Here is a 25,501-nt window from a genome sequence, read left to right as displayed (position 1 = left end):
ACTATGTCGGCACAGGGTCAGTTATTGAGCAATGAGGCACCGAGACACTTAACGTCATGGCGAATGCGTTGGCATCAATACCGCAATAAATTAATTGCCAATCCCCGCTTTCAAAAATGGGCAGCGCGCAATCCCATCACCCGAGTCATTGCCAATCGGCGGGCGACCCAGCTCCACCACATTACCGCCGGGTTTGTGTACTCCCAAACTTTGGCCGCTTTTGTTGAACTTGATATTCCAAACCTGCTAGCCGAGGGGCCCGTCCAAACCGCAAGGCTCGCTTCAGCAACTGGAATTGCCGAGCCTGGTCTGCTGACCCTGCTTAAAGCCGCGCACGGACTGGGCTTGCTTGAATCCTACCAAGGCAATGTATGGGGCTTGGGTGAGTTAGGGGCGGCGATGCTCGCTAACCCCGGAATTGCTGCAATGGTCCACCATCACCGGCACCTGTATGCCGACCTCGCCGATCCTACCGCCCTCCTTCGCCAGCGTGACAATACCGCACTGGCCAATTACTGGGCGTATGGGGACGTTAAGACGGGTGACATTAGCCCCGCCGCCTACAGCGAACTAATGGCAACCTCTCAAGGAATGATCGCTGACTACGTGCTAGACGCCGTGAATTTCGGCGCGCGCAAGCAGCTTGTCGACATTGCCGGTGGCACCGGGGCCTTTGCCCGACGCGCTGTTGCTAGATTCCCCAACCTACAAGCCACTGTCTTCGATTTGCCAGCCGTCGCTGAGCAAGCAGCCGCCTCCACCAATGGTGATGATGAGACAGTTCATTCTGTGCAGTACCGGGGTGGCGACATGTTTGAGGATTCACTGCCCCAACATGCCGACTTTATGAGCTTAGTGCGCGTCCTGCACGATCATGACGATCAGCCCGCTCAGCTTTTACTCAACAAGACCTATGAAGCGCTCCCCGCCGGAGGCCAGCTCATCGTTGCCGAGCCGATGGCAAATACTCGCGGATCAGAGTCGATAGGCCACACCTATTTTGGTTTTTACCTTTGGGCAATGGGGAGTGGCCGCCCCCGCAGCGCCGAAGAGATCACATCAATGATGACCAATGCAGGGTTTAACCGTATTCGAGAGGCAAAAAGCCCTATGCCCAGCCTTGTGAGGGTACTTGTGGCAGAAAAAATCAATACGTAATCTTTTGTTGACAGTTTGAATTGTCTCTTTAAACTGACACCTATTGAAAACAGAAATTTTCTGTCTTCAATGAGGCAGATAACAAGAAGCCAGGGGAGCTTAAAGCTCCGGAGCCTTTGAATGAGCCAGGTAGCAACAGCTGTAGTTTTTGAGTCACCCGGGAACCTCTCGCTACGCGAGGTTGGGCTTCCTAACTGTGACGCCGCTGACTGCCTCGTCGAAATAGATTGGTCAGGCATTAGCACTGGCACTGAACGCCTGCTCTGGGACGGACGCATGCCACAGTTTCCCGGGCTCAACTACCCCCTCGTCCCCGGTTACGAAAGTGTGGGTCGAGTCATCGATGCGGGTAGTGAATCAAAAATAGCCCCCGGTAGTGTTGTATTCGTCCCCGGAAGTCGAGGCTTCGAGGATGTCGCTGGGCTCTTCGGGGGTGCTGCAAAGACCTTGGTTGTCGACTCAGCGCGGCTCATTCCGCTGACACCCGACACCGGATCTGAAGGGGTACTCCTTGCGCTCATCGCAACGGCAGTACACGCGATTAGACGTTTTGAAAATGATGAGCTACCTCAACTCATTATTGGTCACGGTGTATTGGGGCGTCTCGTCGCCAGAATTTGCCAATCCATGGGCGCTAAAGATTTGCGTGTATGGGAGCAAAATCCAGCCCGCCGAGAAGGGAATACGCCCTACTCCGTTATCGATCCCAAGGACGATGCAAACAATCGCTATGAGCGAATTTGTGACGTATCCGGTGACGCTTCAATCTTAGAAGCACTGCTGCCATGCCTCAGCAAAGGCGGATGGATTGTTTTGGCAGGGTTTTATCACAAGCCCATTCAGTTTGATTTCCCCGTTGCATTTATGGCCGAGGCGACGTTGCGCATCGCTGCAGAGTGGCAACCTGCGGACCTCGAATTTGCCCGGAGCCTGCTCACTGAAAATCGGATTGAGGTCCTGGATCTCATCACGCATCAATACACCGCACAAAACGCTGCACCCGCCTATGACAAAGCGTTTTCTGACCCCCATTGCTTAAAAATGATTCTTGACTGGAGGGCCGTATGAGTCCCAGCGAAGCACAAGTCTATGACCCAGGCCTAGAGGCTAGCGGCGAACGCGCTGACATGATTGCCAGCTCTACCGCAGAAGCCCCGAAAACCCAAATTATTGCAATTTATGGGAAAGGTGGCATTGGCAAGAGTTTTACGCTTTCTAACCTGTCTTACATGATGGCGCAGCAAGGCAAAAAGGTGTTGCTGATAGGCTGCGATCCAAAAAGTGACACCACATCACTGCTCTTTGGTGGCAAAGCCTGTCCAACCATTATTGAGACCGCGGCTGCCAAAAAAGCGGCGGGAGACGAAGTCAGAGTAGAAGACGTTTGTTTTAAGCGCGACGGCGTTTATGCCATGGAACTTGGTGGTCCTGAAGTCGGACGAGGCTGTGGTGGCCGAGGCATCATCCACGGCTTTGAAACCCTCGAAAAACTGGGCTTTCATGATTGGGATTTCGACTATGTTTTGCTCGACTTTTTAGGCGACGTGGTTTGCGGCGGCTTTGGCCTTCCGATCGCGAGAGACATGTGCCAAAAAGTGATTGTGGTCGCCTCCAACGACCTTCAATCCTTGTACGTGGCAAACAACGTCTGCTCTGCGGTCGAGTATTTCCGAAAATTGGGCGGGAACGTCGGTGTCGCAGGCATGGTCACCAACAAAGACGACGGTAGCGGTGAAGCTCAAGCGTTCTGCGAGGCAGTAGGCATTCCCGAATTAGCCTCGATACCGGCCAATGACGATATTCGACGCAAAAGCGCCAACTACGAAATCATAGGTACACCAGAAAGTGAGTGGGGATCCCTCTTTGCAGGTTTGGCCAGCAACGTGGCCGAAGCACCACCAGCCCAACCGGCTCCACTGACACAAGACGGCCTTCTAGAACTTTTCGATGGCGATACGGTTGGACGCAATGTGGTGTTGCAACCGGCAACCCTCGCAGACCTCTGCGATGTAACAAAGCTTGAGCAGCCTTCCCTTGAGGTCGTCTACGACAATGTCTGATCACGCATCAAATAGTCCGGAAACTATTCCACTGGTGACAGAGGATGCGACCGATGCACCAGGCTGTGCTGGAAGCTCCCGAACCCTGCGTGATCAAGCGGCAGGTCAGGCCAATCAAGAAACACTCGATCAGTACGCTAAAGACTACCCCGTAGGACCTCACGACCAGCCTCAAAGCATGTGTCCCGCATTTGGATCCTTAAGGGTTGGCCTGAGAATGCAGCGCACGGCAACAGTCCTGAGTGGCTCAGCCTGCTGTGTCTACGGATTGACGTTTACCTCACACTTTTATGGCGCACGTCGAACCGTAGGGTACGTACCCTTTGATTCTGAGTCCCTCGTTACCGGAAAACTCTTTGAAGATATTAGAGAGTCAGTCCATACCTTAGCTGACCCTGCCAAATATGATGCAGTGGTCGTGATCAATCTTTGCGTGCCTACCGCATCAGGCGTTCCATTAGATCTGCTACCAAAATCCATTAACGGCGTACGGATTATTGGCATTGATGTCCCAGGCTTTGGCGTCCCCACTCATGCTGAAGCGAAAGATGTATTGGCTGCAGCTATGCTTAAGTATGCGCGTTCCGAGGTGTCCGCTGGCCCTGTGGCTCGCCCCACGAGCCTTGAGTCCCGGGACAGCAAGCCTTCAATTGCACTGTTGGGCGAAATCTTTCCTGTCGACGCAATTGTGATCGATAGATTACTGGCGCCACTGGGCGCAAGCGCTGGTCCTGTTGTTCCCACGCGGGAATGGCGAGAGCTTTACGCCGCGTTAGACAGCAGCTTAGTCGCCATGCTCCACCCTTTCTACAGCGCCTGTAATCGAGAGTTCGTCGCAGCGGGTAAACCCGTTATTGGCTCCGCCCCTGTCGGTGCTGAAGGCACTGCCGAATGGCTTACCGCCATAGGCACCGCTCTAGGCACGCCTGCCGATGTGATGACTAAGCATCGCGACACGCTGCGGAAATCGATTACCGAGGCCATTGCTGCAAACCCAATCAAAGCGCGCATGACGCTCTCGGGTTATGAGGGCTCTGAATTACTCGTCGGCCGCTTACTTGTCGAGAGTGGCGCGGACCTGCGTTATGTCGGCAGTGCCTGTCCCGGCACACAATGGAATGCGCACGATAAAGAATGGCTTGAGGCACATGGCGTCACCGTTAAATTTCGAGCTTCGCTCGAAGACGATACCTGTGCTGTAGACGCATTTGAACCAGACCTTGCCATCGGCACCACGCCGGTCGTGCAACACGCAAAGCAGAAAGGCGTGCCTTCACTGTATTTCACGAACTTAATTTCTGCTCGACCGCTTATGGGTCCTGCTGGAGCGGGTTCGCTCAGTCAGGTGATTAACACAGCGGTGAACAACAAAGCGCGCTTTGATGCCATGGACTCATTCTTTGAGGGCGTTGGCTCAGGCGATGCTGCCGGTGTTTGGACTGAAGACACCATCAACCGGTCGGGCCTGATCAAAACGAGGGAGGTTGCCTGATGCTCGTCTTTGATCATGACAGAGCGGGCGGCTACTGGGGCTCGGTATATGTGTTCACTGCGGTAAAAGGACTGCAGGTAATTATTGACGGCCCAGTGGGCTGCGAAAACCTGCCCGTTACCTCGGTGCTTCACTACACCGATGGTTTGCCACCCCACGAGCTCCCTATCGTTGTTACTGGGCTTGCTGAGGAAGAGCTTGGACAGAAAGGAACCGAAGGCGCGCTGCGCCGTGCCCATCAGACTCTAGATGCAGAGCGCCCAAGCGTCGTTGTAACCGGATCCATTGCAGAAATGATTGGCGGAGGTGTTACCCCGGCAGATACCAACATAAAGCGTTTTTTGCCCAGAACCATCGACGAGGATCAATGGCAAAGTGCAGATCGCGCCCTGGTCTGGCTGTGGGATCAGTACGGCGGGAAAAAGAAGAAACGTAAAGCTACCAAGGAAAATGCCGTACCTTTGGTCAATATCATCGGACCCGCTTACGGTTATTTCAACACCGCATCCGACCAAGCCGAAATTGTCAGATTAGTCGAGGGAATGGGCGCGCGGGTCAACCGTGTTTTTCCTCTGGGCTGCCACCTCGATGACATACCTTCGCTAGGCGACGCTGACGCCAACGTGTGTATGTACCGGGAATTTGGCTCAAAGCTCTGTCAGGCCCTAGAAAAGCCCTGGTTTCAGGCGCCCTTCGGGCTGCACAGCACCACCAAATTTTTACGTGCACTCGGCGAAGAGCTCGGTTTAGACCCCGAACCCTTCATCGAACAAGAACGCCACACTACGTTGAAGCCCGTCTGGGATTTATGGCGCTCTGTAACCCAAGATTTCTTTGGGACTGCCAACTTTGGTATCGCCGCCACGGAAACATATACCCGAGGCGTGAGACATTTTTTAGAGGATGAGCTAGGCCTTCCCTGCGCTTTTCACTTTTCACGCAAACCCGGTGTAAAACCTGACAACGAAACGATTCGTCAGACAATTGCAGAGACCTCACCCCTTATCCTGTTTGGTAGCTATAACGAACGCATGTACCTCGCAGAATTAGGCGGAAAGAGCATTTACATTCCAGCCTCCCTACCGGGCACGATTATTCGACGCCATACGGGAACCCCCTTCATGGGTTACAGCGGAGCCACCTATTTACTACAGGAAGTTTGTAACGCTCTATTCGACGCCTTGTTCCACATTCTACCGCTTGGCACCGAAATGGATGCCGTTGAGGCGACACCTGCACGTATGGCACTGCGCTGGGCGGATGATGCAGAAAAAACATTAGAAACGTTGGTTGCCAGGCAGCCGATATTGGTACGAATTTCCGCAGGAAAACGAATCCGTGATGCTGCGGAACACTCAGCTAGGCACCAAGGTGCAGATGCTGTGAGCAAAGAACATGTGCTGCGTGCGGGTCTTGAGGTTAAGACCGGTAATGCAGCCTGACCGCGAGGGAGAAATATGATGAATCATTCATCAGGGCAAAAAGGACATCAGCAATCGTTCGGGGAGCAACTGCAATTTCGACTGTTGCTAAGCGTAGCTTTTTGTTGGTTTTTCATAGGTGCAGTGATGTGTCGATTGACTTTTCAGTCAGTTGCCCACGCTTCACCCGGTGAAAGCTGCTTTCAGGCAGCAAAAAAGGCGGCTTACGGCGTGGTTCCCTACGCCTTTATGCACGTCTGAACAACAGGCACGACCGAGAGTCGTACCTACCGAGAAGTAATAACCCGCGGCACGCTATTGATAGCGACGCACAGGGATTGAGGGACATAACATGTCATTACTGAGTTTTGAGAGGAAGTACCGTGTCAGGGGTGGCACGTTGGTTGGAGGAGACCTCTTTGACTTCTGGGTGGGGCCATTTTACGTCGGCTTCTTCGGGGTCAGCACAGCCTTCTTCGCCCTGCTTGGAACTGCGCTTATTTTGGTTGGCGCATCCATGGGTGACACCTGGAACATTTGGCGCATCAACATCGCACCGCCAGATTTATCCTATGGATTGGGGGTTGCACCCTTCGCGGAAGGGGGCGCCTGGCAACTAATCACCATTTGTGCCATTGGTGCCTTTGTCTCTTGGATACTCAGACAGGTAGAAATCGCACGGAAACTAGGCATGGGACTGCACATTCCCTTTGCCTTTAGCTACGCTGTTCTCGCCTACGTTACTTTGGTTGTGATTCGCCCCATGCTTCTCGGTGCATGGGGTCACGGCTTCCCCTACGGCATTCTTAGCCATCTCGATTGGGTATCAAACGTCGGCTACCAGTTTTTGCATTTTCACTACAACCCTGCACACATGATCGCCATTACGTTCTTCTTCACTACGGCAATGGCGCTATCAATGCACGGATCACTGATCCTTATGGCCACCGACCCTCGGGATGGCGAGAAGGTTAAGACCGGCGAGCATGAAAATACATTTTTCCGCGATGACATTGGCTACTCGATCGGAGCCCTTGGCATTCACCGTTTAGGCCTGTTCGTAGCACTGGGCGCAGCATTCTGGAGCGCTGTGTGCATTGTAATCAGTGGCCCATTCTGGACCAGAGGATGGCCGGAATGGTGGAACTGGTGGCTTGAACTGCCCATCTGGAATTGAGGAGAGACTGAATCATGATTGAATATCAGAATATTTTCACACAGGTTCAGGCCGACGCTCCGGATTATCCTGGAGTACCCATCGGCAAGGATGAAGAGCACCGAATGGGCGGACCCATTCACAGCTGGATTGCCGGTAAGCTCGGTGATGCACAAATTGGGCCTATTTATTTAGGACCATCAGGCTTTCTCGCCTTCCTGTGCGGCTTCATAGCCTTTGAGATCATTGGTCTAAACATGTGGGCCTCAGTCAACTGGGACCCCATCGAATTTATTCGTCAATTACCCTGGCTCGCATTAGAGCCACCACCCCCGGAGTATGGCCTGGGTATTCCTCCGCTAAATGATGGTGGCTGGTGGTTGATGGCCGGATTTTTCCTGACCGCGTCAATTCTGCTCTGGTGGTGGCGAACATTCACCATTTCCAGAAACTTAGGCATGAGCAACTATCTTGCTTGGGCATTTGCTGCGGCTATTTGGTTATACCTGGTACTCGGTTTTATCCGACCCATCCTCATGGGTAGCTGGAGCGAGGCTGTGCCCTTTGGCATCTTCCCGCACTTAGACTGGACCGCTGCTTTCTCGATGCGCTACGGCAACTTGTTCTACAACCCCTTCCACATGCTTTCAATCGCTTTCCTTTACGGGTCAGCTATTTTGTTCGCCATGCACGGGGCAACCATTTTGGCGGTCAGTCGTTATGGCGGCGATCGCGAGATCGACCAAGTCACCGATATCGGTACAGCGGGCGAACGGTCAATGCTTTACTGGCGCTGGTGCATGGGGTTTAACGCCTCAATGGAATCCATTCACCGCTGGGCATGGTGGTTTGCAGTACTGACCGTGATAACCGGTGGCATAGGCATTCTGCTAACTGGAACAGTTGTAGAAAACTGGTATCTCTGGGGTGTGAAACACGGTATTGCGCCGGCCTACCCTGTTATCGACGCGGTACCTGTCGTTGATCCTATGATGGAGGCGAACCAATGAAATTACCTCAGTTTATTCGCGCCACTGTAGTAGTTATTGCTGGCAGCTTGTTGCTGACCGGCTGTGAAATGCCACCACCAGAAACTGTGCAGCTAGGCAATCGTGGGCTGGGTCAGGAGTTGGTTGTCAACCCCAAGACACTTGCCGCCACCGTTGCGGCGAATCAGGTCCCTACGCCACAGCCCGCGGTCCCTTCGGTTGGACCGAAAGCCGGGGATATCTACCAAAACGTGCAGGTTCTAGGTGACCTCAGTGTCGGGGAATTCACCCGCCTGATGGCTGCCATGACCGAGTGGATCTCTCCTGAAGAGGGATGCAACTACTGCCACGTGGCCGAAGGCTTTCAGTACGACACAAAGTACACTAAGCGTGTTGCCAGGGTCATGACTTTGATGACCCAGCAAGCCAACGTTGAGTGGGGTGATCACGTCGGCGGAGCCGGTGTGACTTGTTACACCTGCCACCGTGGAAAGAATATTCCGGAGTACGTGTGGGCAACCGATCCAGGCCAACCGCACGCCGCAGGCGTCATGACCGCAGGCCAGAATATTGCCTCTGTTACAGCGGCCTATAGCTCTCTGCCAAATGATCCATTAACGCCCTACCTTGAAGGCGATGAGGAAGAGGCAGCCACCCTGCCCTGGCGAGTTGCTGGACAAACGGCCCTACCCAATGGCAACAGGTCATCGGTCAAGCAAACCGAATACATCTACAGCTTAATGATGCATTTTTCTGACTCCCTAGGCGTGAACTGCACGCACTGTCACAACACTCGCGCCTTTTACGACTGGGAGCAAAGCTCGCCTGCACGGGTACGGGCATGGCACGGGATCCGCATGGTAAGGGAGATGAACACGAAGTACGTCAACCAGACCACCGACTGGCTACCCGATCACCGTAAAGGTCCTATGGGTGATCCCCTGAAGGTGAACTGCGCCACCTGCCACCAAGGGGCCTACAAACCCATGCTGGGCGCCAATATGGTGAAAGATTATCCCAACCTCGCCCGCTCTACGCTGCTATCGGTTGAACCCGAAGCAACGCCAGAAGCTGAATTAGAGGCGACCGTGGATGAGGCAACTGAAGAAGCACCTGCACAAGCCAGTACAGGTGTTAACGATCACGGGATGACTGCTGGAAGTTAGACATCTCACGCCGGCCTTAAGGTCGGCACCTATCTTTGCACCGGGAGGTTTCTCCTAGTGCAGGGGGCTGAGAGAAGGCGCCACCTAGTGGCAATAGCTCTCAAACAAACGTCGCACCGACGCCTTCTTGGCATCTACGCGGCATCTGCTTGACAAAACATGGGAGGTAAAACCATGAGCGAGCAAGGCGGTAGCCCATCAGGGCTAACCAGCAATGAGGCCAAGGAGTTCCATAGTGCTTATGTACAGGGATGGGTTGGTTTCGTTGCTATCGCGGTGACAGCACATGTACTGATGTTCATGTGGAAACCCTGGTTCTATTGATCAGGAAGTCAACGTAAACCCTGTGGTCACACCCCTTTGGGGGTTTAACCACTAAATAAACGGAGAAAGACTATGCACAGAGTATGGATGCTATTTGATCCACGTCGGGTGCTCGTAGCAAATGCTGCGTTCCTGTTTGTTCTCGCATTGTTCATTCACTTCGTTCTTTTGAGCTCTGGTAAGTACAACTGGCTCGACGGCGAAGTAATGGCAGCAGCGAGCCACATGGAAGCCCTACCCGCAGAACGGAAGTGACGCGGTAGTTACCCTGGCCTCTAGGGGCCAGGACTTTTTTGACCCGGAGAGCGGACACCGATCTACTCTTAGACCACAGAGAACGAGTTAACATGCGCTTCCCCCAGTGCCAACTCGCTCACCCTAGCGTGAAATCTCTGAGGCACCCTTCGGGGCGGGTCACTTTACCTCTCTTTTTTTAGGAATTCGTTATGAACGAAGTGCTCGGTCAAGTCTCTTTTGACTCCGAGGACCTAATTTTGGTCGATTCATTGGATCAGGTGATCGGCAACGCCTCAAAGAGAGCAGTACATCTTCCCGGGGGGCAGCTTCACCGCGCATTCTCTATTTTCGTCTACACAAAAAATAATCAGGTTCTGCTGCACAAACGCAGCCAGGACAAACCACTTTGGCCCAATTTTTGGACTAACAGTTGCTGTAGCCATCCTAGAAACGGAGAATCCTACGACAGCGCAGTCCATCGTCGCCTGCAGGAAGAATTAGGACTACAAACCCCTCTCACCCGCGTCTATCAATTTGAGTATCTTGCACACTTTGGTTCGGTGGGAACAGAGCACGAGCTCTGTGCCGTCTACATCGGACACCTTGATGATCCCGTCAATATCACGCCCCATCCCAATGAAATTTCAGAGTGGGGTTGGTTTGATTTGGACCATGTAGATGCGTGGGTGGCGGCAGCACCCGATGAATTTACGCCCTGGTTTTTACTAGAGTGGCGAGCGATGAGAGAGGTACATGCAGATAGTGTGACGTCAAAGATGCTCGCCCCCGGTCAAACCTCGAAAACGGACAAGCCTGAGCACTAGCGCTGTCCCCCGGTTTTTTGGATGCGAGGCTACTGCCCCAAAGGTGTGTAGAGAACTACCGTTATCAGCGATCGCTAGGCAGAATTAGCGATGCGTAAATCCCCAGATTCTGGGTCCCACAACTGCAGCAATTTAAACCTACCTGAGTCAGTTACCCGGACCCAATCGGCTTCCGCTTTTACCAAGCCTTCTTTCTGCAGCTTGTTTAACAGTTCCTGCTGCTCAGCGGACTCAAATTCAGCAAGGGGAGCACGCAGCGACTCGCTCAACCGGTGAACGAGTCGACGTTTCTTTGCCTCGGTGGCCGTGAACTGAATGCCTGCGCAGGATGGGTGCTCATTCCCCTCAAGGGTACCGTGCCACGCATCTAAACTGACTTCATTTCTTGACAACAGGTTGGGCATCTCGGAGACGGCACCCAGCCCCACACCCAAAACGATACGAGTAGGTTTATTCGAGTAGCCCAAACGATTACGCACCAAGTGTCCCTCTGCCTGCGCAACGCTGAGGGGGTGATCAGGCTTTACAAAGCTGTTGATCCCTACCCATTGGTAACCGGAGTCCTCCAATCGATCTACAATCGCGACGAACATCGCCATTTTTTCAGCGACGGATGGCATCAGGTAGGACTCAATGCCGCGCTGGTGCACAAAACGCTGCTCGTCACGGACAAAAGGCCTGCACAGCAGCTGGGAAGGATTCATCTCAGTGATTATGCGCAGGCTATCTCGCACAGCTTTTACGCTCTGCCCGGGCAGTCCATAGACGAGATCGAAGGTTATCGATTCGAAGTTTACTTGCCGGGCGTTGCTCAGCATGTCGTGCAATAGCTCAGGGGAATAACTTCTGCCTAACCCCTGCTGTGCACTTGCATCAACCTCACGCAGCTCTAAGCGTAAGTTGCGAAAGCCTAACCCTTTGATAAGTTCCAATTGTGTCCAAGAGGTTCTGTCTGGGCTGATTTCAAAAACTGTCTCGCAGTCATCACCGACCGAAAAATGCTGGTCTATAACCGCTGAGAGCCGCGCCAGCTGAGAGCCGCTTAGCATGCTGGGAGTGCCTCCCCCAACCTGCAACTGAGCCAGCGGACGCCCTCTGCCTATTCGATCGGTAATTAACGACAGCTCGACGCCCAGCCCAATGAGGTAGCGGTCTATTGCCGAGGGATCAAATGCAACCTCGGCGACCCTGTCGCAGCTAACGCAGCGGGTCGCGCAGAACGGAAGATGAACTTGCAGGGCGACACCCTTGTCAAAATCACCCCGCATTGCGGCGGTATCGAGTGCGTTGGAAAAATCTGCATGGCCAATAGCGAGTTCTCGTTCGCCAAGAATGGGGGTAGTTGTGGCCCGAGACGACGCCAATGGGGGGACTGTTCTGGCTAGGCTTCCCTTTTGGTTCATCAACAGCCTCCACCTGCACGTATGCAGCATCGGTAAGCCTCAATACTGTCTAAGTCTCTAAGTCGTCTCAAAGTACTTAGCAGCGCCCCAGGGCTAGGCTCTTGAGCACTTGCCTCATCCTGAGTGGCCCGAAGAAACCACAGTAGACCTCAGGCTTGTTGGCGTCAAGTTTGTTTATCACTGTTTTTGTGCCAAACCTTATAATTACTTAAGTTTACTGCGACTGGGATCTCGTTTTGGTGACCGAGGGCGTCGGGGTGGGTGCAGCCCAGATCCAAAGCGCGGCTTCTTTTAAAGGTGCCATCAAAAACAGGTGCTCGAGGGTACCCAGGGCAGCAATTGCCCCCGCGAGGGTCAAAGCGATCATTAGACCCAAATCAGTCGCTTGAATCGCAGAATTTATAAGGTAGAAACTCACGATAACTCCGCAAGTGACGGAAAATGGAAACAAAGGATTGAGCAGCCGCCTTGGAATGTAGGAGTGAACATAAGCCAATCGCTCCGGCAACCAGCTCTGATTGTAATTACGCACACCGAGCACTAAGTTCAGCTTGCTGCTCCATCGCATTAGCCACAACACGGTAAATGCCCACAATGCAGTTTGATTGGCCTGCCGCCAACTTAGCCAAGCCAGCACAGCGACCATGACCAACAACGTCAACTCATGCCAGATGCACGTCCTCAGCCCGAGTCGCATTCTTGCCACTGCGGTGGCCCCGTCGGGGCAAGCCTCTTTCCGCGGCCCAGTAACGAACCCCATGAGATACCCCATCTCCAACCATCCCCACAACAGTAGTGCCAGGCAAAAAGCCGTGACAACGCTCTGGGGGGTCGATTCGGTTACTGTGGTTTGAACACCATAAAACGCCACAAGCATGGTTATGGTGGCTAATCCGAAGATGTTCCGATGATATCGCTCTGGGCGATGCACGAGCCATAAGATGACCCCGGTAGAAAACCACCAGCCGGTCAACGCTACGAATAACGCCAGAACGAATTCGTTCATGTACTGCCAGCGACCAAAGGTGCGCTTGGTGCCGGTGTGAGTAAGCCGGCAAATTCGGCCATGTTGGTGGGACCAAAGGCGACAAGGTCAATCACTTGATGCGTTAGGGGATCGACTAACTGCAAGCGACCGTCCTCATACAGATTCAAATTGAATCCAGTCTGTGCGAAGAGCCCTTGCTGGTGACGGGTACGTACCAAACTTCGCACGACACCACGGATGAAACTACCCTCTCCAGCATACAGTGTACGAACAACCACTCCGCTAGCGGCATCCGATATCTGCACCTCTCCCTTCGGTCCATCATTGAACAGCAACGTTCTCCCTTCAATGACGGCACCAATAGGGGGGTCGGCCAACACAATGTTGTCTGTTGTGCGGGCCAGCAAAACCGCCGCCACAACAAAGAGTAGGCCAAGAGCAATTAGCCCCATAAGCCGATCACTCACTCGGCGAATGTGTCTAATCTCTCCGGACATTTCAGCTTGCGGCAACGGGTTGGCCACTTGAAAAATCCTCTTCTCGTGTTGTCTGCATAGTTTCGCCTTGAGCTAACTCCCCCTCTAAGGGTGTCATGCCTTCTGACCGAACCGTTTTAGCGAGCAGACGAGCCACGTTTTGTGCATCCGGTATACCCCGAAACAGCGGCTGAATGTTACGAAATCCCAATAAGCGCACATGGGGCCACAGCAGCAGGTAGTACAACTTTGTGTCTGTCGTGGGGGTGAACAACATATCACCGGTACCGTCGCTGCAAAGACGTAAGCCCGCGCTTTTCACTTTTTCCAAAGGCAGGTTCACCATCATCGGTGTCGCAACACCCGAACGCAGCACAAGCCTTTTATTAGTGAGGGTGTAAACGGTACTTCTGGCATATAGCCATGCAGCCCCAGTCAACAGACCAAGCGAGACCGCCGCTAAGGTCAACTGCCAAGTCACACCAGCCCAGATGTGACTACTGCTGGCTCCATCCATGAGTTTGTAAATAACATGAATACCAATCAGGGCGGCAAAGTAGAACGCAAGAGTTCTAACCTGAAACACGCGATTTGCCAGAGCTGTCCACTGAGGGGCGCCCTGCCAAACAATCGCTTCGCCTTCGGGCAACTCCTCAGGGAGCCCATTTATGGGCTCGTATTCATATTCCCTCACAGCCAAGGCTCCTTTCTTTCAGGTGTCGCATACAGCGTACCGCCACCGTAAAAAGCCGTGATCTTGTCTTCTTCTTGCAGTGTGACTTGATCGGGGTTCGCCAACTTGGGGACCTGAACAAACTGATCGCTGCGAATCGATTTAACCTGCACGGTGCCATCTTTCGACACACGCGCCATCGTCATCGGCAGCAGGCGAGTCCCCTCTCCGACATCGACTTCGGCGTAGCGGAACAGGGGCTCAGCTCGATCAACCCAAAGGTCAAAGACCGTACCACCCTGCTTGCCATCACAGGCCATGACCGCACAACCTCTTGGATCGGGATCGCGGCTATTGACCTTGTGATCTGTATCGACTCTGAGCGGGACGATTCTCGGCTCACCATCGATGGTTAAATCTGGCTTTTCAGGGCGAGTAGCCCATGCTGCAGGCCCTACCCCATCGACCATCGGATCGCCTGTGGGCTCGACAGGAAAGCCCGTCGACGGCCCCGTTGGCTGGGCCTTTAACTCATAGCTCGCGGGCGCGGGACCCGGTAGCGTTCTACTACCCTGACCATTGGCTAACTCATAGGTTTTTGGAATGGGCATACCGCCCACCCCCTCGACTAAGGTATCCCCTTTTCCGTCAAGTTTGAGGGGCCAGCCCTCGCGCTTGCCCTCACGGTGCAAATGGAACACCAGTATGAAAAAGAAAATCCAAAAGGCGTATAACGCCACCTGTGCGACATCAATGTAACCGGTTATGGCTCCAGTACCCATTGTATTGCTCCTCTGTTGTGACTTGTTATCCGGGAAAATCTGCGAGGCGCAGATCCCGTGGTTGCTGTGACTGCTCACCGGGCTGACGCACTAGTGGTCCCAGTGCGATTAAAGCGGCAAACAGAACGAAAACTTCTATGTGATACACAACGGCATAAGCCGTTGTAGGCATATTAAGTGCGGTACCCATTAGGCCCATGCTGACCCAGCCCTCAACCACATCGCGAATAGCGCCACCGGCAAAAATAGCGACGCCTGTAGCCGTTACCTGCACCGCGCCCCAAACACCCAGTGTCAGGCCAGTAAGTTGATCTGTTCGATCCAAATTCATAATGGCGGTCAGGGTCCCTACGGCAAATAAACCGTTGCCGACACCGATGGCCAAAGTTCCAACCCTAAATAATGTTTCCGAAATCAGGGGTGCCGCAAACACGACCGCAGAAAACGCAAATACACCCACCATCGCGCCTACCGCTGAGATGCGGATAGGATCGACACCACGCGCTAGTAGTCGGGCCGCGACAAAAAATGCCAGCAACATGCCAATACCCAAAATAGCCGTCAGCTGCGTAGTTTCACTCACAGACATATTGAGAATTTGCGCGCCGTAGGGCTCCAACAAAATATCCTGCATGGTGAATCCCATGGTGCCTAAAGCCACCGCAACTAAAAGTCGTCGCGCTTTTGGCTGCCCATCGAACTGGCGCCAAACATCCATAAAACGCGGGCGCACTTGATCATGACGAGTAAGGTGAGGCTGCCTTGCTTCTTGCTTCCACAGCGCAACAAAGTTCAGCAACACGGTGAGAATTGCGACGCCTTGTAGCACCTGAATCAATCGAAGGTAGGTGAAGTCTACTAACAGTTGAGCAAACCCAAGGCTAGCAACAACTGTCCCGGCCAAAAGCATAACGTAGAGCAGAGCCACCACACGAGGACGAGACTCTTCGCTCGCCAGGTCGGTTGCTAAGGCGAGGCCAGCGGTTTGAGTAGTATGCATACCGGTGCCAACGAGAATGAATGCGAGCATAGCCGCTGCGGGACCGAGCATCGCCGGACCGTTATGAGGCTCAGTTAGCACTATTAGTGCAAAAGGCATGATGGCAAAACCACCAAACTGGATCAGCGTACCCATCCAGAGGTAGGGCACACGACGCCACCCCAAATAGGAGCGATGGAAATCAGAACGAAATCCAACCAGCGCTCGAGCTGGAGCGAGCAATAGTGGAATCGCAACCATTAGCGCAACTAACCAGGCCGGCTGCCCTAACTCAACCACCATAATGCGGTTGAGTGTGCCTGTGAGCATCACAGCCGCCATGCCCACAGAGACTTGAAATAGCGCCAAACGCAGCAGCCGACTCAAGGCCAAATTTTCGCTGACTGCATCCGCAAAAGGTAGCCAACGAGTGCCTACCCCCTGAATGAATTCACCGAAATTTTGGCGGGAGATCATCATCTACGCGTCAATTCCATGGCATGAGAAATGTAAAATCCTCGAGAAACCCGAAAGTCTCGCGACATTTGCCACTGGGCAAACTCAGGCTGGGAGCTTACCGCGCGTTGCAGCTGCGACACCGCCATGGGCGCTATAGCCGGGGATCGATTACCTCTAGGAAACCACTGACCCACACTATGCATAGCCGCCAGCAGCGGAGTTTTGGGGGCAAAGGTAAAAACAATACTGGTCGTTACCGTTTCGGCCATTGCCGCCAAAGTTCGCAGACCGTCTTCTGATTCGTAGTGAATTAACGAATCCATGGCAACGATGTGGTCAAAGGTCCCAAGGTTCAAATCACCCATATCCCCCACACGAAAATCAATGCTGCCACGCAAAGCCGTGCTACCCACTCGCTCCCTAGCAAGAGCTATGAGCGTTGGCGATAAGTCTACCGCCACCACCTCTGCGCCTCTACGGCTGGCCTCCACCGAGAACGCACCCGTGCCGCAGCCCGCGTCTAAAATGCGCTTCCCGGCCAGATCATCAGGAAGCCAGCCTAGTAACTGTGCCCGCATGGTATCTCGACCCTCACGCACAGTCTGGCGGATGCGGCTTACTGGGGCATCAGATGTCAACTTCGCCCAAGTGTCAGCCGCAGTACGGTCAAAGTAATGCTCGATTTCCTGCCGGCGCTGTTCATAACTCACCACGTTTAATCCACCGTCCCTAATCAATCAAATCCAAGAAAATCAAATAGCTCGCGATCTTTCATAGGCGTTACCGGAAGTGCTTCGGTACCATTCCACAACCGCTCAGCCAAATTCATATACTCGCGCTGCACAAGATCGAGACCCTCTGCATCCCCCATCTCAAAGATCGTCGATTTCTTTAAACGACTTCGCCTGATGACATCAAGATCCGGGAAGTGTGCAAGCCGCTTCATACCAGTCGCTTCATTGAACCGATCAATCTCATCGGTGGCTGAGCTTCGATTGGCAATAACACCACCTAGCCTCACGCCATAATTTTTTGCTTTTGCATTAATTGCTGTAGCAATACGATTCATGGCAAAGATGGAATCAAAGTCATTTGCGGTCACGACTACGGCACGCTCTGCATGCTGAAGTGGTGAGGCAAAGCCGCCACACACAACATCTCCCAAGACGTCGAAAATAACCACGTCCGCATCGTCTAGCAGATGGTGCTGCTTTAGCAATTTGACCGTTTGCCCAACGACGTAGCCACCACAACCAGTGCCCGCAGGCGGACCTCCAGCCTCGACACATTGCACACCGTTATAGCCCTCGAAGACATAATCCTCTGGGCGCAGCTCCTCAGAGTGAAACTCTACTGACTCGAGGACATCGATAACCGTGGGCATAAGTGCCTTCGTCAAAGTGAATGTCGAATCATGCTTCGGGTCACAACCTATCTGAATGACACGCTTACCCAGCTTTGAAAACGCCGCGCTCAGATTGGATGAGGTCGTGCTCTTGCCAATCCCACCTTTGCCGTAGACAGCAAATACTTTGGCTTTGTCTATTTGAATCTGCGGATCCAAGTGGACTTGAACACTGCCGTCACCATCAGGTGACTTGCCGCCAGCGTCGATAGCTTTTATGGGAATATGGTTATTACGTACATTCATGCGACCGCCTCAGGTGATATTCCTTCCATCCAATCTTCCAAATCCTCACCCGCTTCGCGCAATGCGCTTAGAGAAGCTTCGTCAGGATCCCAATATTGACGCTCATGCGCCTCGAGTAATCTGTTAGCAACGCGTGACGCGGCCTTAGGATTGAGCAGCGCGAGCCGTTGACGCATGTCGGCATCAAGAATGAAGGTCTCCGACAGCTGCTGATATACCCAGGGGCAACTTGCCCCGTTGTGGCAGACCAACCCATGGTGTTTGTCACGTGGGTCTCGATTGCACGAACTCCCTCGTAACCATGGTCGAGCATTGATTCATACCACTTGGGGTTCAGTACCCGGGTGCGAGTCTCTAACGCCACCTGCTCAGCCAAAGTTCTAATCTTTTCATTGCCAGTGGTGTGATCAGCAATATAAACAGGGACGCTGTCACTTCCGGTTCGCCGAATAGCCCGACTGATACCGCCCAACGTGTCGAAGTAGTGATCGACCGTAGTAACACCGATTTCTACCGAATCTAGATTTTGGTACGCAAGATCTACCCGCGAAAGCATCTCTGTTAGCAGCTCAGTATTTTGAGACACGGCGCCATGACGGCCGTAGGCATGACCCTTTCGCGCCGTAAAGGTCTCGGCTAATTCGTCTTCATTCTCCCAGGCGCCGCTATCAATTAGCATATTGACGTTAGACCCATAAGTGCCCTCGGCGTTACTGAAGACTCGAAGCGCTGCGGTTTCGAGATCACAGTCATGCTCTGCCTGATAGGCCAATGCGTTAGCGCGAATTGCATTTTTCGTGATGGGCTCATCCGCCATCGCTGCGAGATAGGCCGCCTCGGCTAGCAGCCTTGTTTGTAACGGTAAAAGATCTCGGAAAATCCCTGAAAGCGTCATCACAACATCAATACGCGGACGGCCTAATGTCTCGAGATCAATAAGCTCAGCACCACAAACACGACCGTAGCTATCTAACCGCGGTTGGGCTCCCATCAATGCCAAAGCCTGAGCAATAGCAATGCCCTCAGACTTGAGGTTGTCCGTGCCCCACAAAACCAGCGCGATTGATGTTGGCACTTCGTCGCTGTCATGTTGGTGCCGTTCCAGCAGTTGCCGCGCTTGGCGATCGCCCTCTTTTACCGCGTACTGACTTGGCAAACGGAAAGGATCAAAGCCATGTAAATTTCGCCCGGTAGGAAGCATATCCGGGGAGCGTAGAAGGTCGCCACCACCTACGGGTGGAATGAATCGCCCATCTAGCGCCCTGAGAAGTGCAGGCATTTCAGTGTCTTGCCCCAAAGCAGTTTTAGCCGATACCAATAATTCAAGGTAAGCGAGCCGCTCTGCTTCTGGGTGGGCGGCGAGCTCTGGAAACGCGGTGAGCTCTGCAAGGTCTGCATCATCAAGCAACCGGTTTAGAAGCGTTTCACTGGGTTTGAATTGCCCTTGCGCCGCTGCGATGGACTGCAGCAGAGACAACCGATCCTCCCGCGACATGACTTCACCAACGACATGCAATCCGTAAGGGATGAGCGAATCTTCAATCTCGTTAAGCTGGGCGCGCAAATCCTCGATCGCGGCTTCTACATCTTGGTCCCAGTTGACTAAATTTAGGTCGCAGGTCTCTGCCTGTTCTCGAATGAGTCTTATCAGTTCAGCGAGTGTGTCGGCATCTTGATCCCGATCCCGTCGGCGCCATCGATCAATGGAGTCCCCCAGAGTTTTCAACTCTTGATAAAGATCCGCATTGGCCACCGGGGGCGTTAAATAACTTACTAAGGTCGCCGCAGATCGGCGCTTAGCAATCAAACCCTCTGATGGGTTGTTCGAGGCATAGAGGTAAAAATTGGGCAGGGAGCCAATCAGGCGATCTGGCCAGCAATTAGCCGATAAACCCACCTGCTTACCCGGCATAAATTCCAATGCGCCATGGGTACCAAAGTGCAGCACAGCGTCGGCCTGCCAGGTTTCTCGCAAATACCTGTAAAAAGCCGCGAAAGCGTGGGTCGGCGCGTGCCCTCCTTCAAACAGGAGGCGCATTGGATCGCCTTCATAGCCCATGGGCGGCTGCACTGTCACTAGCACATTGCCAAATTCCTCACCCAGAACAAACAGAGATCGGCCGTCGGTCAATTGCTTACCCGGTGCCGGCCCCCACTGTGATTCAATCTCATCCAACCAAGGCTCGTTGCGGACATGATCATCAACACTTATCGTCGCGCAAACATTGGCATCGGTGCCTCGCTGCGCCGCGTTACCGATTAAGATCCGGTCCCTAAGTGCGTCAACCGAATCGGGCAAGTCTACCTGGTAGCCATCTGCCTTTAGGGCTCTTAGCGTGTTGAAGAGCGACTCAAACACTGCCAAATGTGCCGCAGTTCCAGTGCCCCCGGAGTTCGGCGGAAAATTAAAGAGCACCACAGCGACTTTGCGGTCACGCTGCTCTCGCCGCCGCAATTTCACGAGACAACTGACACGGTCAGCCAACATGCCAATGCGTTCATTATGCGCCTGCATGGCATTGGGCATCTCTGAAGATTGGTCGCTGCGGCCACCGAAAACCATTGGACCTGTTGCACCATCAAGCTCTGGGATAGAAACCATCATGGTTGCTTCAATCGGCATGAGACCTAAAGCGGAATCCGACCACGTTTCAAGGCTCTGAAACTCAAGAGCCTGTACTGCCAAATAAGGCACATCGAGCGTCTTTAGCAACTCCTGCGCCGCATCGGTGTCGTTGTAGGCTGGGCCTCCGACCAGAGAGAACCCTGTTAACGAAACAACCGCATCAACGATTGGGGCTTCGTTCTCCATGAAAAATCGGTGCACGGCGGGACGAGCATCTAAGCCGCTTGCAAAAGCTGGGATAACGCGCAGACCGCGCTCCTCTAACGCCCTAATCACTGCGTCGTAATGACTACTGTTCCCCGCCAAGGCGTAAGACCGCATGAGTAATAAGCCCACCGTTCCCACTGGGCTTTTACTGGATGGCACCTTCCGGGGTAACGCTGCTAGGTCACCACTGATTCCCGATTTAATTGTGGGGTGATAAACACCAACTTCCGGGTAATCAATGGGGGCACCGGGCTCGGGTAGCTTACGCAGCTCCTCTCTAGGGCCGGCAGCATAACGACGCACCACCAGCTGAATCATCCGCGAGAGATTCTCTTCGGATCCCGCTAACCAGTACTGCAAAATCAAAAAGTAAATGCGCAGGTCTTGAGCCGTGCCTGGAATAAAACGCAAAATTCGGGGCAACCGACGCAATACCGACAACTGCTGTGCACCCACATTTTTTGGCTTGCCACCCGTCGTACTTTTTCCGCGCAGTCGCTTTAATAACGACATTGCGCCACCCTGCTCACCGTCCATGGAGAATCGGCCCATTCGAGTGAGCTTCATCACCTCACCAGCAGACATGCAGCAGATCATTGCGTCGCAATGATCACGCCGTGCCGTCAAGGCATCAATAACCCCAGCGATATGGGGCTCCATGAACATCATTGTGGCAATAATAATATCGCCCTGAGCAATATCGGCCTTACAAGCCTCAAGCTTCTCTGGCCGCGCCTCCCAGTCAGCAGCGGCATGAATCGCTAACTGCAGGCCTGGCATGACGCCCTTTAACTTTATAAAAGCTGACTCTAGAGCCGCACTGACATGGTTATCCAGCGTGAGTAGCACCACGCGGATTGAGACGTCCATGCCCACTTCAGCGGCTGTAGTGTGCTTTCGCTTCATACAAGGTCTCAATGTCGATTGCGGTCAATCCGCGCTCTTCAGCGTAACGTTCCGTATTGCGCTTGGCCTTGCCACGCACAAAGAACGGAATTTTCTTGAGCTCTTTCTCGGCACCGTCTTCCCAATGCACTCCCACTATGGGAACAACATTATTATCTTCAACCGCCATCAGCGTGCCTTCGCCGTGGCTCAAATGTGAAGGCGCTGCATGATCATTGAATTCAAAATCATCTCGAAACATGTGTAGGAGGTGCTCTTCCAAACCCATAATTAATGGGTGCACCCAGGTATCAAATAAGACATTCGCGCCCTCAACCCCCATTTGGGGTGAGAACCTTGCAGGGTAGTCCTGCACATGGGCGGGGGTCGAAATAACAGCGCATCCTATGCCCAAGCGCTTGGCAATATGACGCTCCATCTGAGTGCCTAACACCAATTCAGGTCTGAGTTCGCTGACCGCCTGCTCGACAACCATGTGATCGTCGGTGATAAGCGCGTCAAGACCCAGCTCTTTAGCCATCGCACGAACTTCTCGTGCCATTTCACGAGAGTAAGTACCCAAGCCAACAACCTCAAAACCCATTTCTTGCTGTGCCACACGTGCACAAGTCATCGCATGCATGCCGTCACCAAAAACAAAGACTCGCTTACCAGTCAGATAAGTCGAATCAACGGAACGGCTATACCAAGGCAGCCGGCAATCAGCTACCGCTTCCGCGCTGATGTCGACTTGCAACACGCCTGCCAGCTCAGCGAGAAAATCCTGAGTGGCGCCAAAGCCGAGGGGCACAGTGCGAATAACAGGCTGCCCAAAATTCCGCTCGAGCCAGGTGCAGGTCGTTAGTGCAACCTCGGGGTATAAACAAACGTTAGCATCAGCTTCTGGTATGCGACTGATATCGTTGATGTCAGCATCCAAGGGCGCAACCACATTGACCCCGATACCCACAGACTGCAAAAGCCGCTGGATTTCTTGAATATCGTCGCGGCAACGAAAGCCTAACTTGGTGGGTCCCAATAAATTTACAGTGCGACGCCGATTACTTGAACCCTGATCCGCGGGTTTTTCTTCAGAGTTCCGCTGTGCAGACAGTACCGCACGAACAAGATGATAGAACGTCTCACTAGCGCCCCAATTTTCCTTCCGGGAATAGGCTGCCATTTCCAAAGGCACCACTGGCACTGGCAGACCCGCGGTTTCAGCGAGAGTGCCGGGCTGATCTTGTAACAACTCAGCGGTGCAGGAATCAGCAACCAACAGGAGGCTAGGTTTGTGATGGTCATAAGCAGCTTGCAGAGTATTCAAGAATTTCTCAGCGGTGCTAGCACCGAGATCACGAGCCTGAAATGTTGTGTAGGTCACCGGCGGCCGCTTGCCGTCCCGCTCGATCATTGTGAACAACAAATCAGCGTAAGTGTCACCTTGAGGTGCATGGAGCACCAGGTGTACGCCACGCATAGAGGCCGCGACTCGTATGGCGCCGACATGTGGGGGGCCCTCATAGGTCCAAAGTGTCAGCTCCACGATCCCACCTCCAATGCCCTCTCTCGGCGCAATGGCCTTGCGAATAACTCCGCTAGATCCCCCGCCTGCTCAAAGCCCTGTATCGGCGTAAAAAGAAGCTCAATGGACCACTTTGTTCTGAGACCCTCGGCCTCGAGCGGGTTGGCTATACCGAGCCCGCAAACCGTTAAATCGGGCTTTGCAGCTCGCACGCGGTCAAGGGCTGGATCAAGGTCTTGCCCTTCAACCCAATCCACTCCAGAAGGCAGTAATGGCACCTCTTCCGCCATAACTCTTGCATCAAAATAAGGCGTTCCCACCTCCTTTGGCGTCATGCCGCACTCACGGGCCAAAAAGCGCGCCAAAGGAATTTCCAGCTGAGAGTCTGGCAGCATACTGAATGACTTCCCGGACAATTCAGTGCGGTATTTTCCCAACGCCGCCCTAGCTCGCTGCAACGGGGGCTGCAATACCTCTGCTTGCTTTTCCTCAGCCACCCCATATGCGTTAGCCGCTGCGCGGAACCATGCTTCACTGCCCTCTGCCCCCAAGGGAAAGGGCGCTGGCAGCAGCGTCGCTCCACGAGACTCTAATGCCCGCAGCGTCTCACCCAAGAAGGGCTGTGCAAGCAACATTTTGGTGTTCTTGCCAACAGCTGGTAAATCCGTCGACTGACTGCCTGGGAAAAAATCGACCTGACCGATTCCCAACTGGGTAAATAAGCGTCGAAACTGATCCTCCACAATGTCAGGGACCGTTCCCACCACCAGCAACCGGTCCTCGGCTCTGGTGTCAGTGGGTAAGTCAGACGCCAAGCTGGCCAAACAGTTGTCTTCCCCCTGAGTAAAAGTCGTCTCGATACCAGAACCTGAAAACGAAACGAATCGAACCTGACCCTCGTATACCCGGCCTAAACGGCCTGCTGCGTTATCGAGGTCTAGCTTAATCACTTCCGAGGGGCATGAGCCGACCAGAAAAATACTCTTCAGTTCAGGTCGACGAGCGAGCACCTGGGCCACAACCCTATCTAGTTCATCGTGACAATCTGCCATACCCGCCAGATCGCGATCTCCTAAGACAGCGGTCCCAAATCTCGGCTCAGCAAAAATCATGACGCCAGCGGCGGACTGAATTAGGTGTGCACAGGTCCTTGAGCCAACCACCAGAAAGAATGCATCTTGGATTTTCCGGTGCAGCCAGATTATTGAGGTCAAACCGCAAAAAACTGCACGCTGGCCCCGCTCCTGAACTGGCTGGAACCGCTCTGGTGCAACCCCAGAATCAGAAACTGCAATCACCTCAGCAGTCATCTAGACACCTCTACAGCAAACTCTGAACCCAACTCAGCATCACCTCGCGTTGACCCTACCCTCGCAGCGCGTAGCTTCAACAAAAACTGAGCGGCATTGACGACATACACCGAGTAGGCCGCGATCGCCAGCCACATTTGCTCACGAGGCGCCTGCAAGTCGAACAACCAAGACACCACATAGGCGACGTGTAGAAAAATGACCAGCATGCTGACCACGTCTTCCCAAAAAAAAGCGGGGGCAAACAGGTAGCGCCCAAAAACAACCTTCTCCCAAATGGCTCCGGTGACCATAATGGTGAGTAGAAACAACGTTTTGATGAATATTGAAATCACGGCCGCTGCATAGCCCGTACCGTTTGCCAGAAAATTAATGACAAACACCAGACTCAGCGCGAAAGCAAGAAACTGCAGCGGCGCCAAAACCCCCTGAACCATCGTCCAAATGGTCGAATCTCTTCTTAAACGCTGCTCCGGGGTGTAAAGATCGGAGCCCCTCTTTGGGGGTTTTCTCGGTTCACCCACGATGACCTCCAGCGCGATGTGCGCTCCACGGGTACTTTTAACGAAGATTATCCCTCCCGCTTGTTGGGTGTCAACTTGTTATTACACACAGGAAAGGCTAAAAAAAATGACGCTTTAGGGGTTATAGGGCCTAAATAGGAGAAATATGTCCATTATGGGTGCGTTTTCTCGCCGGCTAGTGTAAAC

General features: G+C 53.4%; 22 protein-coding genes and 1 pseudogene. 11 read left to right on the top strand and 12 right to left on the bottom strand.

Annotated features, from left to right (window positions below; genetic code table 11):
- Positions 1-3 precede the first annotated feature (3 nt).
- From ACMAZB_RS06805 to idi, 11 genes are all read left to right on the top strand, one after another.
- Entirely contained in the window at positions 4-1,158 is a 1,155-nt protein-coding gene (locus ACMAZB_RS06805; RefSeq protein WP_435219917.1) for a methyltransferase, read from the top strand.
- 120 nt (positions 1,159-1,278) lie between these two features.
- Positions 1,279-2,226, top strand: a complete 948-nt coding sequence (gene bchC / locus ACMAZB_RS06800; RefSeq protein WP_435215553.1) for a chlorophyll synthesis pathway protein BchC — start codon at positions 1,279-1,281, stop codon at positions 2,224-2,226.
- On the top strand, positions 2,223-3,218 hold the full coding sequence (locus ACMAZB_RS06795; protein WP_007234731.1) for a chlorophyllide a reductase iron protein subunit X: 996 nt from the start codon (positions 2,223-2,225) through the stop codon (positions 3,216-3,218). Before bchC ends, ACMAZB_RS06795 begins: the two co-directional genes overlap by 4 nt.
- Positions 3,211-4,710 carry a chlorophyllide a reductase subunit Y gene (gene bchY / locus ACMAZB_RS06790; protein WP_435215551.1) on the top strand — a complete coding sequence of 500 codons (1,500 nt, stop codon included), beginning with the start codon at positions 3,211-3,213 and terminating at the stop codon, positions 4,708-4,710. Before ACMAZB_RS06795 ends, bchY begins: the two co-directional genes overlap by 8 nt.
- The gene (gene bchZ, locus ACMAZB_RS06785; RefSeq protein ID WP_435219916.1) at positions 4,710-6,152 is read left to right on the top strand and encodes a chlorophyllide a reductase subunit Z; all 1,443 of its coding nucleotides are present in this window, start codon (positions 4,710-4,712) and stop codon (positions 6,150-6,152) included. The genes bchY and bchZ overlap by 1 nt, the downstream gene beginning before the upstream one ends.
- Positions 6,153-6,483: 331 nt before the next feature.
- Positions 6,484-7,308, top strand: coding sequence for a photosynthetic reaction center subunit L (pufL, locus tag ACMAZB_RS06780; RefSeq protein WP_435215547.1), 825 nt, complete (start codon positions 6,484-6,486; stop codon positions 7,306-7,308).
- 14 nt (positions 7,309-7,322) lie between these two features.
- Positions 7,323-8,297 (top strand): photosynthetic reaction center subunit M, encoded by a 975-nt coding sequence (pufM, locus tag ACMAZB_RS06775; protein ID WP_007234726.1) that lies wholly within the window; start codon positions 7,323-7,325, stop codon positions 8,295-8,297.
- Complete coding sequence (gene pufC, locus ACMAZB_RS06770; protein ID WP_435219915.1) at positions 8,294-9,442, top strand: photosynthetic reaction center cytochrome PufC; 1,149 nt, start codon at positions 8,294-8,296, stop codon at positions 9,440-9,442. The genes pufM and pufC overlap by 4 nt, the downstream gene beginning before the upstream one ends.
- Positions 9,443-9,601: 159 nt before the next feature.
- A complete protein-coding gene (pufB, locus tag ACMAZB_RS06765; protein ID WP_435215541.1) occupies positions 9,602-9,766 on the top strand; it encodes a light-harvesting antenna LH1, beta subunit in 165 nt (54 codons plus the stop codon).
- A 72-nt stretch (positions 9,767-9,838) separates the two neighbouring features.
- Complete coding sequence (pufA, locus tag ACMAZB_RS06760; RefSeq protein ID WP_007234724.1) at positions 9,839-10,021, top strand: light-harvesting antenna LH1, alpha subunit; 183 nt, start codon at positions 9,839-9,841, stop codon at positions 10,019-10,021.
- 191 nt (positions 10,022-10,212) lie between these two features.
- Entirely contained in the window at positions 10,213-10,827 is a 615-nt protein-coding gene (idi, locus tag ACMAZB_RS06755; RefSeq protein ID WP_435219914.1) for an isopentenyl-diphosphate Delta-isomerase, read from the top strand.
- Between the two features lie 74 nt (positions 10,828-10,901).
- Here idi and ACMAZB_RS06750 read toward each other — a convergent pair whose 3' ends face one another.
- The 12 genes and pseudogenes from ACMAZB_RS06750 to bchF form a co-directional block, all read right to left on the bottom strand.
- Entirely contained in the window at positions 10,902-12,230 is a 1,329-nt protein-coding gene (locus ACMAZB_RS06750) for a radical SAM protein (RefSeq protein WP_435219913.1), read from the bottom strand.
- A gap of 214 nt (positions 12,231-12,444) precedes the next feature.
- Positions 12,445-13,236 carry a putative photosynthetic complex assembly protein PuhE gene (gene puhE, locus ACMAZB_RS06745; protein WP_435219912.1) on the bottom strand — a complete coding sequence of 264 codons (792 nt, stop codon included), beginning with the start codon at positions 13,234-13,236 and terminating at the stop codon, positions 12,445-12,447.
- The gene (gene puhC, locus ACMAZB_RS06740; RefSeq protein WP_435215533.1) at positions 13,233-13,742 is read right to left on the bottom strand and encodes a photosynthetic complex assembly protein PuhC; all 510 of its coding nucleotides are present in this window, start codon (positions 13,740-13,742) and stop codon (positions 13,233-13,235) included. Before puhC ends, puhE begins: the two co-directional genes overlap by 4 nt.
- On the bottom strand, positions 13,717-14,388 hold the full coding sequence (puhB, locus tag ACMAZB_RS06735; protein ID WP_435215532.1) for a photosynthetic complex putative assembly protein PuhB: 672 nt from the start codon (positions 14,386-14,388) through the stop codon (positions 13,717-13,719). The genes puhC and puhB overlap by 26 nt, the downstream gene beginning before the upstream one ends.
- Positions 14,385-15,149 (bottom strand): photosynthetic reaction center subunit H, encoded by a 765-nt coding sequence (puhA, locus tag ACMAZB_RS06730; RefSeq protein ID WP_435219911.1) that lies wholly within the window; start codon positions 15,147-15,149, stop codon positions 14,385-14,387. Before puhA ends, puhB begins: the two co-directional genes overlap by 4 nt.
- Before the next feature lie 25 nt (positions 15,150-15,174).
- Positions 15,175-16,608, bottom strand: coding sequence for a BCD family MFS transporter (locus ACMAZB_RS06725; protein WP_435215528.1), 1,434 nt, complete (start codon positions 16,606-16,608; stop codon positions 15,175-15,177).
- Positions 16,605-17,300, bottom strand: a complete 696-nt coding sequence (gene bchM / locus ACMAZB_RS06720; protein WP_435215526.1) for a magnesium protoporphyrin IX methyltransferase — start codon at positions 17,298-17,300, stop codon at positions 16,605-16,607. The genes ACMAZB_RS06725 and bchM overlap by 4 nt, the downstream gene beginning before the upstream one ends.
- Before the next feature lie 20 nt (positions 17,301-17,320).
- On the bottom strand, positions 17,321-18,238 hold the full coding sequence (gene bchL, locus ACMAZB_RS06715) for a ferredoxin:protochlorophyllide reductase (ATP-dependent) iron-sulfur ATP-binding protein (protein WP_007234715.1): 918 nt from the start codon (positions 18,236-18,238) through the stop codon (positions 17,321-17,323).
- Positions 18,235-21,941: pseudogene (locus ACMAZB_RS06710) on the bottom strand (magnesium chelatase subunit H). The gene bchL and the pseudogene ACMAZB_RS06710 overlap by 4 nt, the downstream one beginning before the upstream one ends.
- 7 nt (positions 21,942-21,948) lie before the next feature.
- Positions 21,949-23,502: a ferredoxin:protochlorophyllide reductase (ATP-dependent) subunit B gene (gene bchB, locus ACMAZB_RS06705; protein ID WP_435215522.1), complete on the bottom strand. Its 1,554-nt coding sequence runs from the start codon at positions 23,500-23,502 to the stop codon at positions 21,949-21,951.
- Positions 23,493-24,791 carry a ferredoxin:protochlorophyllide reductase (ATP-dependent) subunit N gene (locus ACMAZB_RS06700; protein WP_435219910.1) on the bottom strand — a complete coding sequence of 433 codons (1,299 nt, stop codon included), beginning with the start codon at positions 24,789-24,791 and terminating at the stop codon, positions 23,493-23,495. Before ACMAZB_RS06700 ends, bchB begins: the two co-directional genes overlap by 10 nt.
- Positions 24,788-25,315, bottom strand: a complete 528-nt coding sequence (gene bchF / locus ACMAZB_RS06695) for a 2-vinyl bacteriochlorophyllide hydratase (protein WP_435219909.1) — start codon at positions 25,313-25,315, stop codon at positions 24,788-24,790. The genes ACMAZB_RS06700 and bchF overlap by 4 nt, the downstream gene beginning before the upstream one ends.
- Positions 25,316-25,501 lie beyond the last annotated feature (186 nt).

This window comes from Luminiphilus sp. nBUS_07 (assembly GCF_051201685.1).
Taxonomy (GTDB): domain Bacteria; phylum Pseudomonadota; class Gammaproteobacteria; order Pseudomonadales; family Halieaceae; genus Luminiphilus.
This window is presented reverse-complemented; position numbering and strand designations above follow the sequence as displayed.